Origin of the sequence: Leptolyngbya sp. GB1-A1 (genome assembly GCF_039962475.1) — a bacterium.
Classification (GTDB): Bacteria; Cyanobacteriota; Cyanobacteriia; order Elainellales; family Elainellaceae; genus Leptolyngbya_A.
In genome coordinates this window covers 39,801-52,430 of sequence record NZ_JAMPLI010000034.1, presented here as the reverse complement: position 1 = coordinate 52,430, position 12,630 = coordinate 39,801, and the positions used below count along the sequence as shown (strand labels likewise).

Sequence of the window (12,630 nt, the reverse complement as noted above, 5' to 3'; positions counted from 1 at the left end):
AAGCCAGGGTCAATTGGAGATTTTCCAGTGCAGGTGCGCGCATTCGGTTAGGGCATCTCTATCCTAAATTAAAGCATGCTAACTAGGCAAAGTTTATTTGGTGAACTACTAGGTCTTGAGCAATTCTAGGTCTTGAGCAATGTACGGGTTTCCTGAGCCGCTGCCTGGAGTGCAGCTTCAATCGACATCCGATCGGTGAGGGCAGCACTAAGATAACGCTGGAGAATATCGGAAGCCTGGGCATATTGGGCGATCGGCGGACGCAAAACTGCCTGTTCTACCACCTGCTGCATTGGCGAGAAATAGGGGTATTTTGCCAGCACTTCGGGATCAGCATAAACCGATCGGCGCGTGGGCAGATAGCCATTTTCGAGGGCAGCCATTTTTTGAGCAGCAGCACTGGCATAAAATTGAGCCACTCGCCAGGCAGCTTCAGGATGACGCGAGCTTTTTGCAACGCCAATTCCCCAGCCGCCGAGACAGGCTCCGCTCTGGAACCCTTCTGCATGAACCATCGGCATCACCGCAAACTTTCCTCTGACTAAAGAATCATCTGCGCTCGCCAGCGGATACACATAGGGCCAGTTTCGCAAGAATGCTACCTCCCCACTCTGAAATAGCCGCCGCGTTTCTTCTTCCTGGAAGGTTGTCACTCCGGGAGGCGCAATGCCAGATGCAATCGTGTCTTTCAAAAAGCGAAGTGCCTGGACTGCCTGAGGGCGATCAATTCCGACTTCCTGCGTTTTGGGATCGACCCAGAAGCCGCCAAACCCCGCCAGCACTTCGATAAACATAGCAGGAAGCCCTTCGTACTGTCGCCCCTGCCAGACGTAGCCCCACTTTGCCGCGCCAGACTGCTGAAGCTGTTTTGCCGTGCTGATCAGATCATTAAAGGTGGTGGGGGGCTGAATGCCTGCCTGTTCTAGCAGATCTTTGCGGTAGTAGATCATGCCGCCATCCGACCGAATGGGCAGTCGATACAGCCGCTCTTGATAGCGTCCGCCTGCCAGATCGCCCGGCATCAAGTCAGCAACATCTTCGGGAGTGAGGCGATCGGTTAAATCCAGTAGCCATCCGGCGGCAGCAAACTTGGGCAGCCAGACGATGTCCATCATCACCAAGTCATAGGGCGAATCTCCCAGCAAAAAGGATGAGGTGTAGAGGTCTTCGACCAGGTTTGAGGCGTTTGGTCCTTCAACAACATCAATTTTGATATCTGGATTTTCGGCTTCAAACGCTTTGACTAGGTGTTCTCCCTGCGCTGCATCGAGGGCAGAAGTCAACAAGCTGACGTGAACTGGTTCTTGAGTTCGGGCAGGGGGAGCTACCCAGATAATGAACAACGCAAACAAAATTGCCAGCCCAAACCAGATTACAGGTTTAGCAAGCCAGCGTGAACCTGTGCGGAAAAGGGTTTTGGGCATTGTGACTCCACCCGGATCAGCGCAAAAGGGTTTGTCTCATTAGACTGTAAACGTCTCAAGAGATATGTCTAGCTTACGCATCTGGTGGATTTAGGGAAAGAGGAGCAAGAGAAGTGACAGGAAAATTTAAGGGAACCTCTGGGAAGAAATTAAGCCAAACGGCTCGAAATTCCTCCTGTGAAGGGAGATTTAGGGAGATCTCAAGCCCTGGAAGACCAATCCGAAGTTCTTCTCAAACCTCCTTGTAATTGATTGATCGTTTTTATAAAAGCTTGTAATAATCTGTCGGATGAATCATTCTGCTCAGTTATTTTGCCAAATCTTGAAGCAGTGCCCCAGCAATTTGTCGCCATTCTGCATCCAGTTCTGAGGTGCATTCTGGCTGCCTTGCGCGATCGTACCAGTAGCGGGCGTTGCTCATATCTCCTTCTCTGCGATGCAGATAGGCATGTACCCAGGCACTCTCTGGATCAGTTCCATCGCCCAAAAACTCATGGGCCTGTTGCCAGCCGTTGCGCTTGTCGTACCAGAGTGCCTGCAATGCAAGGGGTAAATTGAATGGAGGACGATCAGCTACCTGAGTAGAGTGAAAAAATTCGTCGAATGTCATGGTTTGAACTGCTTGCGCTCCCCTGCTGGCTAACGTCGCGTCTGCGAAGAGCCGACCTTATTTTCGGGCTGTAACCGAGCCTGGAAATCGCTACAGTCCAGAGCACTTTCGGTCAAGACGGTTTCTGGACGAACCGCACAGCGCAGATAGGGATTGTTGGTAAAAAACTGGCACTGATAGCAAGGAATTTTTTGGGCAACTTTGACTTTGCGGTTGCCGCTATAAACCAGCTTGGGCAGTCCCAGAAAAACGGCAGTGGCGATCGACCAGAGGAGAACAAAGCTAATCGGAATAAAGAATAAAAGGCTATCCGGGGGCTGTGTTTGTTCTTGTTGAGGAACGTTTGAGGAGACAGCCTGCTGCGAAGCAATCAGCATAGCTTCAGTCTGGTCAGGTGCGATGTCATTGCCGTTCATTGCCGTTCACGATGGTTAGGTAACTGTTGTCTAGTAAGTAACTGTATTAAGTAACTGTTGTCAGGATCAGTTTTTCAGAATTGGCAGGCGGGGAATAGGTTTAAGGCACAGCGATCGCTTGTGAAACCTCTAATTGTTTCAGGAAGAACCTGACAAGTCCAAGCTCCTCCCGCTCGTTCGATCGCCGCAGCTTTTCAGATTCTGATACGGCAAATTTTCAGATTCCGATTAAGAGACGGTTTCCTCTGCTGCCGGAAGCTGGGCTATAGGCTTCATGTCAGAGCCGTAGAGCTCAACGAACCGCTTGTAGAGCCACATCGTATCCCGTTCAGAAGTTCGATTACTGGGATTCAGCAGACGGTTGAGATTGCGCTCAGCCAGCTTTTGCAGGTAAGGCAGATCTTCAAACAGTGTGAGACAAGCTGAGAAGTGCAAAATTGCTTGCAGAATCGGACGGGGCCACTTAAGGTCGCTGTAAATGTCGATCAGAAACTTATGGCGATTTTCGTCGATTGGCACAACGTTAAATAGAACCGTGATGCGCTTGCCGTTATAGGCTGGGATGCTCAGCTCAACGGTGTAGGGAGTCAGCAGCGTCAAATCTACTTCCACAATTGGCTGCCGCCAGATGCGGAGCGCGTTCATGGGCGAATCGAGCGTGGTTTGAAACTTCACTTTGCCGCCGATCGCCGTAGGCTCTACATCGCTTACCTGAATCACTCTCAAGTTACCCAAACTAAAGTTGTGAATGCTTTCCAAGTGTTTCAGGTTCAGCAGGTGGTAAATCTGGCAAACGTAGGGGAATGGCAGAATGTATCCCTGGCTGATCACATGATTCTCGCGCATCTCGTGCATTCTTGCTTGAGTGCGATGGGCAAAGCTTTCAAACGAATGGCTGAGCTGGGATGCAGCCTGGAGTGCCCTGGTTCCTCCATCTTCTTCTTGCTGGTTGGGCTTGAGATAAAGCCAGGTCAAAAAGAAGAATGAAGCCATGATCAGCTGCAAGACTTCACCGGGCGAGGGCGCACCGTGGGCGAAAGCAGCAATCCCACGATCGGCAATGCCAAAGAGCCAGGAAGGAATTCCAATCATCCAAATGCCGTTTTTAATTTGGGCAATGGACATGGGAATATCAACAGAAGACTGACGCTGAATTGCAGCTTGTTGAGTTTTAGGTTCGATCGAAGTAGACATGGTTAATTCCGGCAGAACGGTAAGTCAGGTGAAACGGGAATCCAATCGATAGGGCCTGAAAACAAGATCTGAAATCAAGCTGGGAACACAAACGAGAAAAGCGATTGGATTAGAGCGGAAACCATCAAAGTGACAGAAGGATTAAACAAACCTTAATGCAACTCTGCAGGGCTCGCAGCCGACTCTAAACAAACCATTGATCGAAACCGAAGTCCGACAAACTGCTCATACAGAGGATTGAGCTTACAAAGGGGCGGGATCACAAATAGAACGCGATCGCCGACCTTAACAGTGCGGGCAAAAGGACAGCTCGCCGGAATAACATGACAGATAACCTGTGCAACCTTCGGGTTTTGAATCTCCACCGAATCGAGCCATTTGCGGATGGGATTCAAGACGTTTAAGCGGGAGGATGTCAAATGAGAGAAGAACTGCACGAGGTTAAACATCTGTCCAAGTCCTGAACGAATAAAGAATGAATCGTTTCGATCGTTCGCGAATTAAGCCGTTTTCAAGCTATGTGAAACTGCGGTTGCTTGCCCTTCGGCACTAGAGATAAGCTGCCATCCTTCACGCAAGAGCTTCTGGTAAGTTGCCCAGCCTTTTGAGCCACCCGGAATCTCATAATCTGGCACTGCGCCTCGGAAGGTTTTGTACGACTGCCAGGGTTGACTCGGGGAAGTTCTAATGTGCAGAATCTTAGTTCCGTCGTGACCGAAGCTCGAAAGCCAGCACATTTGTCCAGTCATAAAGCAAACTCCTTGATTTTTTCCCAGCTTCGTTGTCGAAGAATGCGCGCTGGGCGCAGGTGATCACGCACTGAGCGGATAGAGAAGAACGCATCGAAGAGCTGAAATGACAGCTAACTTTTGGTTGCGAACCTTGATAGTTCCAGGATGCTGCGGGACACTCAGAAAATCCTCTTTCTAGAGTGTTAAATATTTCTTTACGTTCCTGCGTCAGTCGATAGAGAACCAGAGCAAAAGGAGATATAGCCCCGAAAACGCCTGTAAATATGAACCTTTCAAGTTTTCAAGCAGTCTATCTACGTAAATACCCCTTGAGTTCTAACGGCTTCCTAAAACTCAAGTCTTGTGGTAGAGGAAAATCAGCGTTGTTCCCAGTAGAAATAAAAATGTGAGTGGGAGAAATATAGGCAATGAAAGAGTTTCCGCGCTTCAACTGTGAGCAAACGGTTCGGTTTATTGGAGGAAAAGGAAAAGTAAAGTCCTACCGGCCCGCTTCAGGCTCCTGGCAGTATTTGGTCGAGATGGAGATGGGACCAGAGCCGGATATGGGAAGAATTGGCTATGAGACCACAATTATGCTGCTGGAGTCCGATCTAGTTCCTTTGTAGGTCGATTGATTGCCAAACTTATCAGCGATCGCATCAACCGCTGCATTCGCCCCTGCTTTCATCGTTGTATTAACGCAACGCATTACGTTAATGCATTAGCGAAATACATTAACGTAATGCATTAACACAATTATTAAAGTTGCTATGGTCATTGCAGTCTTCTTAGGCTGCATTTTTTTACATAGCTTTTTTACATAGCACACTTCCCAAAACAGAGTTTTAGCCCAGGATAGTGAGTCATTCGGTTAAGTGAACTCGGTAGGTATCACTGCCCTTAATCCAACCTATACACATCTTAACATTTCTTCAAGCGATTGGCAGGCATTGGCTCATGCCTTCGGTAATAGCGATCGAACTTGATTGATGAGTTCTGTAAAATCGACAGGTTTTCGGATAAACCCGTTAATTCCTAATTCTTGCTCCTCGGCTTCTGAAGGCTGATCAAATCCGGTAATCAGCAGAATTGGAATATAGGGCAACGCTTTATTCTGGCGAATCCGACGGCTGACTTCAAAGCCATTCATCCCAGGCATCATCATATCGAGCAGGATGAGGGCAGGAGGTTCTGCTTCTATTTTTTCCAGAGCGGCATAACCGTTATCCGCGACATCAACCTGATATCCTTCGGTTTCCAAAAACGTTTGGAGTAAGAAAGAATTATCAGAAATGTCATCCACGATGAGAATTTTGGGAACCCCAACATCGGAATGAACCAGCGGTGGATTCATAAAAGCGTAGGTGCTAACTATTAAAAATATCAAAGAGAATTTTAGCGGATTCTTGCACCACTTTAGTAGGTAGACTCGCTATTGATATACATTTCTTGCTCAACACGTTGCTTCTTATCCCTATGCAGCAAGAGAAGGTTCAGCTTAACAATTATTTCTTAACTGAAAATAAAGAAATAAAAATGAGTCACTTCTGATGCTTTAGCTGCTTGTTTGAGAGCAAGTTTCTCAACGAGTATTTCAAAGAACGAAAATAGAATATGAAAAAGCAGCCCCCGAAGGAACTGCCGCAGTTTCTGGTCTCTCTTCCTTTCCATTTGCATAGTAGATGATTGAAAGAAGAGCGATCGTCTGCCGTTAGACGGAGTTGTCTACGAAACTTTTGGCTTTTTGGTTTCTCTCAATTTCTACGGGAAAACTTCTCCCTGTAGCATAGCCTCTATCCCTGTTAGGATACTGATTTATATCTTGAGCGGGTTAGGTGAGCGAAAAGCGACTGGTAAAGTTTCAGTCGATGAGTTAATTAACGATTTATGACATATACCACGTCGAATTCTTCCACTGAGCTAGTACAAGCTTTTCAGAGCCTGGATGTTGATCAGCAGCTTGCACTCTTTTATTTCATTTATAAGGAAATGGGCGACTCTGTGACTCCGGCTGCCCCCGCTGCCAGCACCGTTTCTCCAGAGATTGCAGAAGGATTGTTCAATCAGGTTAAAGAACTCTCTCATGAAGAGCAGCTTCAGCTTCAGCGCGACTTAGTTATGCGGAAAAACAGCTTTATTGCGCGAGAATATGGGGCACTGAGCGACACGACAAAACTTCTGTTCTGGTACTACCTGTCTCAGGGAATGGATCAGGGAACGATTATTCCCATGCCTGCAAACTATGAGCTTTCTGAGCAAGCAAATCAACTCTTTGAGCAAATCAAGGGGCTTGATTTTGGTCAGCAAATTACCCTGTTCCGTGACATTGTTGCACCAATGGGCGTTGACCCGACCACGGCTGAACACAACGAAGAAACCGGACTGTAGAACCGTCTGATCATTGGCTTTCCAGGGTGGGCACTGCTCACCCTAACCAAGATTGAGGGATGAAAACAGCAAAACGGCAAATAGCCCCTAGATGCTTAGTTTTCTGCGGCAGCTTGCCAAATTAGGTTGGCTCCCGCTGCAGTAGCGGTCATTCCTCCCTCAAGCCTTGCTTGCGTTCAGTGCAAAAGTTCCTGTCTGCTCCACGATACGCATTGCCAACTCATACAATTTCCATAAATCCAATTTTTATATAAATCCAATTTCCACATTTCCATATAAATTCAATTTCTATAAATTCAAAAAAAAGGCGGCAGAGCCGCCCTAAGGTTTATCTATAAAACACGATCGAATTTCTATCGCGGGCTATTCTGCCGGAACGACGACACCCATTCGCGCAGTTGGTCGGCCGCCACATCTCGACCCCCTAAACCAAAGGCAAGGGCGATCGCCACGGCAATGGCTCCCACAATAAGACCAAATGCCAGATTCACAATGCTACTGGCAATACCCATTTGCTGAAGTGCCATCGCAGCGACCAGCGCAATAATGGCAATCCGGGCGGTTTGTGCCAGAACTCGGGCTTGGCGTCCGCCGGAACTGCTAATTAGATTAAACGCTAGATTTGCCAGGTACAGACCCACACCAAATACGGCGAGTCCAATCAGCACCCGTGCCGAGATTGCCAACAAACCGTAGACAACTGCTGTGAGAGACTCAAAGCCCAGCACTTCGGTTGCCGCAACTGCGCCCAGCAGCATTATGCCGACCAGCACCACAATCCCAGCAATTTCAGAAGGCGATCGAGCCCCAGACTGCACCACGGTTTTCGCGCCTGGCGCAGGCTTTCCGGGCGGAACCGTTCCCGGAGCAGTTCCAATGGTGGTGGAGGGCGGAGCAGGCGGCGGGGTGCGTCCGGTAGTTGCTGCAGACGGGGGGAATCCGAGAACTCTAAAGATATTGTTGAAGCCGATGCTGGTCAGAATACTGGCGACCAGATCTGCCACAAATCGCCCAATCACATAGAAGATTGCCAGAATCAGACCCGCCGTGAAAATCAGCGGCAGAGCAGTCAGGATTTGCTCGAGCATTTGCACTGCCGGGGCAGAAATAGCTTCGATTTGCAGCGCATTGAGGGCAGCGATCGCCGTCGGGATCAAAATCAGCACATACACGATCGTGCCGATCAATGCCGCCAGGGATAGCCCGCCCGCTGTCTGGGTCAAGCCGATTCTTGCGCCGATCTGGTTGGTTCCCACTGCGCTAAGCAGGTTCGTGACAATGCCGCGCACAACTCGCGCAATCAGCCAGCCGACCGCCGCAATCAATATCGCTGTCAAAATTCTGGGCAGCGCAGAGAGAATCTGATCGAGCAAATTCTGCACAGGCTGAAGCGGACCCTGAAGATTTAAAACATCCAGAACCAGGGGCAGGAAAAACAGCAGCACAAACCAGTACAGCGCGTTGCCGAGGGTTTCGTTCAGCAAAAACGGGCTGCCTGCATCAGTTCCGCCTGTTTGCGCCGCTAGCCGATCGTCTAGATTAAACCGCGATAATCCACGGGTAACAACCAGCTTGGTGATCGTTGCCAACAACCACGCCACCAGCAAAAGCACAACGGCTCCACCCAGGCGCGGCAAATAGGCAAAAATTTGGTTCAGCAGACTAGTCAGCGGCGCGGAGACTGCCGGAAGCTGAAGCGCGTTCAGGAATGCCACGATCGCAAACAACATGATCAGCCAGAATACCCCGGCTGAGATCCATCGCTCCACCCGCAGTGAATCGCCCTGCGTCGTTGGGTGTCCAGTAATGGCGTGGGCAATGCGATCGTCTAGATTCGTTTTACTCAAAATGCCTCGAACAACCGAAGCGACCAGCAGCGCGATCAGCCAGCCAATGATCAAAACGGCGATCGCCGCAATCAAACGAGGCAGATAGGCTGTAATTCCCTGAAGCCAGTTGGTTGCTACCGCTGTACTTTCTGTAAGCGGATTGGCTTGGGCAAGCCAGGGAAGCCAGCCCAGCGGCTCAGGCAAATGAAGGGACGCGACGCACCAAATCTCACTCATAGGGTTTTGATACCAGAAACATCACTAAGGACTGAAAAACAAGCGTATTCGTTTTCCTAGGAAAAAATCAGGAGAAACTGTAAAACAACGGAACGGTTTTCAGGAGTCGATCGCCAATTGATCGCCTCGATCAACAGTGCGGGTTTATCTGCTCGCTAAAATTTTGCAGTCACACTAAATACCGATAAGATTATGTCGGAAGCCTTAGAGTCGCCTCTCTCTTTATGAAGAAATAACGAGCGGGATTTAGACAAAACGGTAATGGCGGGCGATCGGAACTGGCAGATCAAAAAATAGAATTGCGATGGAGAATTGCCTTAATACTGATGTAGATTCGTTAAGTTCAGTAAGTTCAATTAATAGCCTGCGGCGAAGTTATCCGAGGCCTGCGCCGTCATAATTTCATGTTGTATTTCAGAAGTCGTATTCTGGAAAATAATTAAACAGTCATGCTGTTTGTCGGATTGCGTGCTCCTCGATTTTGGGCAATCCTGTACCTTTAAGTCGCCTGTACCTCTAAGTTGCCTATGCCTCTAAGTTGAAGGTTTACTTTATTCCGTCTCCAGTAAACTGCCAGACGCTAGCCCATCAGACGTTAGATTATCTAATGTATTACAGTGATCTTTGGGAACTCTCCTTAGTAACTCTCTCCGACTCCTGCCAGAATGCCGCTGCAAGTCTTTGAGCAATCGATTCAAATCAAGGCTAGCGCAACCGCTGTCGAGCAATGCCTGACGGACTTAGAGCTAATGCACCGATGGCTCAATCCTGCTTTGCGCTGTGAGCCGATTAGCGAGTGGAGTACCGAGTTAGGTAGCCGCAGCCGCTTTGTGATTCAGGTTCCTCTGTTGAAGCCCAAGCTGAGAGTTACAGTGGGCGAGCGGGAACCGGGGCTGATTGTGTGGGAGTTTCAAGGCTTTTTCAAAGGGCGCGATCGCTGGGAATGCCAGCCCAATGAGCGGGGCACACGATTAATTAATCGCTTTGAGTTTTCGATCCCGAATGCGATCGTTCGCTACGGCTTTAATCAGTTTGCCTATGACTGGACAAAGCAAGATATGCAGGCACAGCTTCGCCGCCTTAAGCGAGTGGCGGAGGAAGTGTATCAGCTCTCTGCGGTTTAGGCACTGTGCGTCGTTGACCCTGGCTTCTGTCCAGCCCACTGCCCAGGGTATCCCTCAGCGTATTGTTCAGCGTATTGCCAGGGTTGAACTGTTACCAGTCTGACTTTAGATATATTTTCGCCAAAATTGCCTGATTGGTCGCGTTTATCGTCCTCCGAGTTGGGTTTGGGTGTTTACCCTGAAAGTATGGCTTTGAAAATTATTGTGGGTGAGTGGAATGAATACCTTACGTTTTAAGCAACTATTTTTTATCTCTAGCCTGGCAGGAATTTTGGTGGCGATGGGCAGTCGATCGGCTCAAGCCGAAACTTTTCAGGCAATGCCACAAGCGAATCAAACTCCTGACACTGCGGTCATCCGATCGGATGCCCCACTAAACGCGCAACCTGACGCAGCCAATTCGTTAACCGTTCAAGAAGAACCGCTTCATAGCGAACCGACTCCTGTAATCAACGCAGAAGCAGTTCCTCCGCTTGATTCCGCCGAAGTTTCAGCAGACAGTTTGCAGGGGGAAACGCAGCGCGGAACTGAGACAGCTCAAATGATTACTCCGCAGGACGACCAATCTGGTATTAATACCGAGATTAATGCGAATATTGATGCACAAGGCTCCAATTCGATCATTACTGCTCAAGAAGTCGATCCGGGTCGAGCCACGCGATCGGGTTCAAGCTACATTGGCATTGGCGGCAATATTGGCTTCGGCGGCGATAGCGGACTGGGCACAGGCAATTTTGCCATTTTGAGCAAAGTGGGCATTACGGAAAATATTTCGCTTCGTCCGGCTGCTTTGGTGGGGGATGGTGTCACGTTCCTCTTTCCAGCAACGGTTGATTTTCCGATCGCCGTTTCGACCACGGTAGATGACGAACGCATCGGGCTGGCTCCGTTTATTGGGGGCGGTATTGCAATTGGCGCAGACGACGATAGCGAAATTCAGCCCCTAGTGACGGTAGGTGTGGATGTGCCAATTACCAACGAGTTCACCGCAAACGCAAGTGCCAACGTCAGCTTTCCTGATGATGTGGAAGTGGGCGTGATTTTGGGAATTGGCTACAACTTCCGTTAAAGAATCTGCGGGGCAGTGCCATTTAATTCATGCATACCCTGCGGCAGGTGACAAGCCCTGAATGAATCTGCCAGCATGGCACGCGACGGCATGGTTGATCTGACGGTTTATCTGACTGAAGCAGGTCTTTGCTTGCTTGTAGCCGTTTTGTATCGATCGTGCCGTCGATGTGATGTTTGCGATACTCGCCATGCCACGGCTGATTAAATTTCAACGGTTTTGGGCGATCGCCCTGATTACGGCATTTGCAGTTTTGAGTGGTCTGCCCGGATGGGCACAGACTGCTCCAGCGAGTTCGCCAGCCGCTTCAACGCCCGTGCCGGAAGCTTCATCCGAAGGGCTATTCTTTGCTGATGTGGTGGTGCGAGGACAGCCCATTTTTCAGATTGGCGGACTGACGAATTTAACCGCGGCAGAGCGGGCACGAATCATTAACCGCCGCATTGGCAGCATTTTGGCACAGTCCGAAATAGAGCGCTCGGTCAGGGTGCGGGTAAATTCCACCCGATCGGTTGCCACGCTGCAAGTTAACAATCGCGTTTTGATGACCATCACCCAGCAGGATGCTCAGGACTTTAATCTGCCTGTCGAAATCTTGGCACAGCAGTGGGCAGACGAGTTGACCGAAGCATTTGATCAGCCACCTTTAGCGATCGACGTGGGACAACGGTTATATTCCACGATGCGGCAGTTTTTGCGAGATGCGATCGATCAGTTGCCTGCTCTGATTGGTGCGTTGCTGGTAATAGCACTCACTTGGGCGTTTGCAGCGAGTATGCGGCGAGTCGTGCTGGCAGGGGCAGGACGTTGGGAGATTGATCACAACTCAAAAGTGCTGGTGAGCCGTCTGGGATACGGAGCCGTCTGGGTGCTGGGGACGATCGTGGCACTGGGCGTTTTAGGACTGGATTTTGCGGCCCTGTTTGGCACGCTGGGACTCACGAGTGTGGCAATTGGCTTTAGCTTGCGGGATGTGTTGAGCAACTATTTTTCGGGAATTATCTTGCTGGCATCGCGTCCGTTTCGGCTGGGTGATCAGATTGTGATTAAAGAATACGAAGGAACCGTTACCCAGATCCAGCTCCGGGCAACCCGAATCAAAACCTACGACGGACGCACAGTTTATATTCCCAACCAGGAAGTTTTTAACGCCAGCATTGTGAATAACACGATGGTCAAAATTCGCCGTAGCGAGATCACGATCGGCATTGACTATGAAGCCGACATTCAAACTGCTCAGCGAATTATTGAAGACGTGCTGCGGCACACCGAAGGCGTCGAGGCAGACCCATTGCCCGAAGTTCTAGTTTGGGAGCTGGGAGCCAACGCCGTGAAGCTTCAGGTGCGAATCTGGGTCAGTTCCCGTCGTCAGTTGTTTTTAGAAAGCACCTCACGAGCCGCGATCGCGATTAAAGAAGCCTTGCAGGCAGCCGGAATTCCGATGCTGACCGAGATTTATACCATCAGGCTTCAGGATCAGCCCTCGGATTTGCCGCATCGCCACTTAGTGGACTCGAAGGACTCGAAGTCCTTTGCCCAAAGTGATGCCACCCATTCTTCTAACGGAATCTCGATCGATTAAAAGCTGCGGGTTAAAAAGCCGATCGC

14 protein-coding genes are annotated in these 12,630 nt (G+C 49.6%); 6 read left to right on the top strand and 8 right to left on the bottom strand.

The genetic code is table 11. From position 1 onward, the window contains the following. Window positions 1–125: 125 nt before the first annotated feature. The 6 genes from NDI45_RS22925 to NDI45_RS22900 form a co-directional block, all read right to left on the bottom strand. Window positions 126–1,424, bottom strand: a complete 1,299-nt coding sequence (locus tag NDI45_RS22925) for an ABC transporter substrate-binding protein (protein ID WP_348248958.1) — start codon at window positions 1,422–1,424, stop codon at window positions 126–128. 307 nt (window positions 1,425–1,731) lie between these two features. After that, the gene (locus NDI45_RS22920) at window positions 1,732–2,034 is read right to left on the bottom strand and encodes a hypothetical protein (protein ID WP_190792204.1); all 303 of its coding nucleotides are present in this window, start codon (window positions 2,032–2,034) and stop codon (window positions 1,732–1,734) included. Between the two features lie 29 nt (window positions 2,035–2,063). Further along, window positions 2,064–2,450, bottom strand: coding sequence for a hypothetical protein (locus tag NDI45_RS22915; protein ID WP_348248956.1), 387 nt, complete (start codon window positions 2,448–2,450; stop codon window positions 2,064–2,066). Between the two features lie 228 nt (window positions 2,451–2,678). Beyond that, complete coding sequence (locus NDI45_RS22910; RefSeq protein WP_348248954.1) at window positions 2,679–3,644, bottom strand: hypothetical protein; 966 nt, start codon at window positions 3,642–3,644, stop codon at window positions 2,679–2,681. Window positions 3,645–3,796: 152 nt separating this feature from the next. After that, window positions 3,797–4,093 carry a Mo-dependent nitrogenase C-terminal domain-containing protein gene (locus NDI45_RS22905; RefSeq protein WP_348248952.1) on the bottom strand — a complete coding sequence of 99 codons (297 nt, stop codon included), beginning with the start codon at window positions 4,091–4,093 and terminating at the stop codon, window positions 3,797–3,799. A gap of 51 nt (window positions 4,094–4,144) precedes the next feature. Continuing rightward, window positions 4,145–4,393: a hypothetical protein gene (locus tag NDI45_RS22900; RefSeq protein ID WP_348248950.1), complete on the bottom strand. Its 249-nt coding sequence runs from the start codon at window positions 4,391–4,393 to the stop codon at window positions 4,145–4,147. A 410-nt stretch (window positions 4,394–4,803) separates the two neighbouring features. On the opposite strand from NDI45_RS22900, the gene NDI45_RS22895 reads away from it, so the two are divergent. Beyond that, window positions 4,804–5,001, top strand: coding sequence for a hypothetical protein (locus NDI45_RS22895; protein ID WP_190794179.1), 198 nt, complete (start codon window positions 4,804–4,806; stop codon window positions 4,999–5,001). A gap of 329 nt (window positions 5,002–5,330) precedes the next feature. On the opposite strand, the gene NDI45_RS22890 is transcribed toward NDI45_RS22895, so the two are convergent. Further along, window positions 5,331–5,729: a response regulator gene (locus NDI45_RS22890; RefSeq protein WP_348248948.1), complete on the bottom strand. Its 399-nt coding sequence runs from the start codon at window positions 5,727–5,729 to the stop codon at window positions 5,331–5,333. Between the two features lie 533 nt (window positions 5,730–6,262). On the opposite strand from NDI45_RS22890, the gene NDI45_RS22885 reads away from it, so the two are divergent. Further along, on the top strand, window positions 6,263–6,763 hold the full coding sequence (locus NDI45_RS22885; RefSeq protein WP_190794181.1) for an orange carotenoid protein N-terminal domain-containing protein: 501 nt from the start codon (window positions 6,263–6,265) through the stop codon (window positions 6,761–6,763). 353 nt (window positions 6,764–7,116) lie between these two features. Here the strand turns inward: NDI45_RS22885 and NDI45_RS22880 are convergent, their stop codons facing one another. Then, a complete protein-coding gene (locus tag NDI45_RS22880) occupies window positions 7,117–8,829 on the bottom strand; it encodes a mechanosensitive ion channel (protein ID WP_348248946.1) in 1,713 nt (570 codons plus the stop codon). A gap of 665 nt (window positions 8,830–9,494) precedes the next feature. Here NDI45_RS22880 and NDI45_RS22875 point away from each other — a divergent pair. The 4 genes from NDI45_RS22875 (at window position 9,495) to NDI45_RS22860 (ending at window position 12,604) form a co-directional block, all read left to right on the top strand. Continuing rightward, window positions 9,495–9,953, top strand: coding sequence for an SRPBCC family protein (locus NDI45_RS22875; protein ID WP_348248944.1), 459 nt, complete (start codon window positions 9,495–9,497; stop codon window positions 9,951–9,953). Window positions 9,954–10,170: 217 nt separating this feature from the next. Next, on the top strand, window positions 10,171–11,022 hold the full coding sequence (locus tag NDI45_RS22870) for a hypothetical protein (RefSeq protein ID WP_348248942.1): 852 nt from the start codon (window positions 10,171–10,173) through the stop codon (window positions 11,020–11,022). A 75-nt stretch (window positions 11,023–11,097) separates the two neighbouring features. Next, window positions 11,098–11,229, top strand: coding sequence for a hypothetical protein (locus NDI45_RS22865; RefSeq protein WP_277879036.1), 132 nt, complete (start codon window positions 11,098–11,100; stop codon window positions 11,227–11,229). Then, entirely contained in the window at window positions 11,213–12,604 is a 1,392-nt protein-coding gene (locus NDI45_RS22860; protein ID WP_190790397.1) for a mechanosensitive ion channel family protein, read from the top strand. The genes NDI45_RS22865 and NDI45_RS22860 overlap by 17 nt, the downstream gene beginning before the upstream one ends. Window positions 12,605–12,630 lie beyond the last annotated feature (26 nt).

Excerpts from the sequence above, each read along its gene's own strand:
- NDI45_RS22925 (WP_348248958.1), bottom strand. The coding sequence starts at position 1,424 with ATGCCCAAAACCCTTTTCCGCACAGGTTCACGCTGGCTTGCTAAACCT.
- NDI45_RS22920 (WP_190792204.1), bottom strand. The coding sequence starts at position 2,034 with ATGACATTCGACGAATTTTTTCACTCTACTCAGGTAGCTGATCGTCCT.
- NDI45_RS22915 (WP_348248956.1), bottom strand. The coding sequence starts at position 2,450 with ATGAACGGCAATGACATCGCACCTGACCAGACTGAAGCTATGCTGATT.
- NDI45_RS22910 (WP_348248954.1), bottom strand. The coding sequence starts at position 3,644 with ATGTCTACTTCGATCGAACCTAAAACTCAACAAGCTGCAATTCAGCGT.
- NDI45_RS22905 (WP_348248952.1), bottom strand. The coding sequence starts at position 4,093 with ATGTTTAACCTCGTGCAGTTCTTCTCTCATTTGACATCCTCCCGCTTA.
- NDI45_RS22900 (WP_348248950.1), bottom strand. The coding sequence starts at position 4,393 with ATGACTGGACAAATGTGCTGGCTTTCGAGCTTCGGTCACGACGGAACT.
- NDI45_RS22895 (WP_190794179.1), top strand. The coding sequence starts at position 4,804 with ATGAAAGAGTTTCCGCGCTTCAACTGTGAGCAAACGGTTCGGTTTATT.
- NDI45_RS22890 (WP_348248948.1), bottom strand. The coding sequence starts at position 5,729 with ATGAATCCACCGCTGGTTCATTCCGATGTTGGGGTTCCCAAAATTCTC.
- NDI45_RS22885 (WP_190794181.1), top strand. The coding sequence starts at position 6,263 with ATGACATATACCACGTCGAATTCTTCCACTGAGCTAGTACAAGCTTTT.
- NDI45_RS22880 (WP_348248946.1), bottom strand. The coding sequence starts at position 8,829 with ATGAGTGAGATTTGGTGCGTCGCGTCCCTTCATTTGCCTGAGCCGCTG.
- NDI45_RS22875 (WP_348248944.1), top strand. The coding sequence starts at position 9,495 with ATGCCGCTGCAAGTCTTTGAGCAATCGATTCAAATCAAGGCTAGCGCA.
- NDI45_RS22870 (WP_348248942.1), top strand. The coding sequence starts at position 10,171 with ATGAATACCTTACGTTTTAAGCAACTATTTTTTATCTCTAGCCTGGCA.
- NDI45_RS22865 (WP_277879036.1), top strand. The coding sequence starts at position 11,098 with ATGGCACGCGACGGCATGGTTGATCTGACGGTTTATCTGACTGAAGCA.
- NDI45_RS22860 (WP_190790397.1), top strand. The coding sequence starts at position 11,213 with ATGCCACGGCTGATTAAATTTCAACGGTTTTGGGCGATCGCCCTGATT.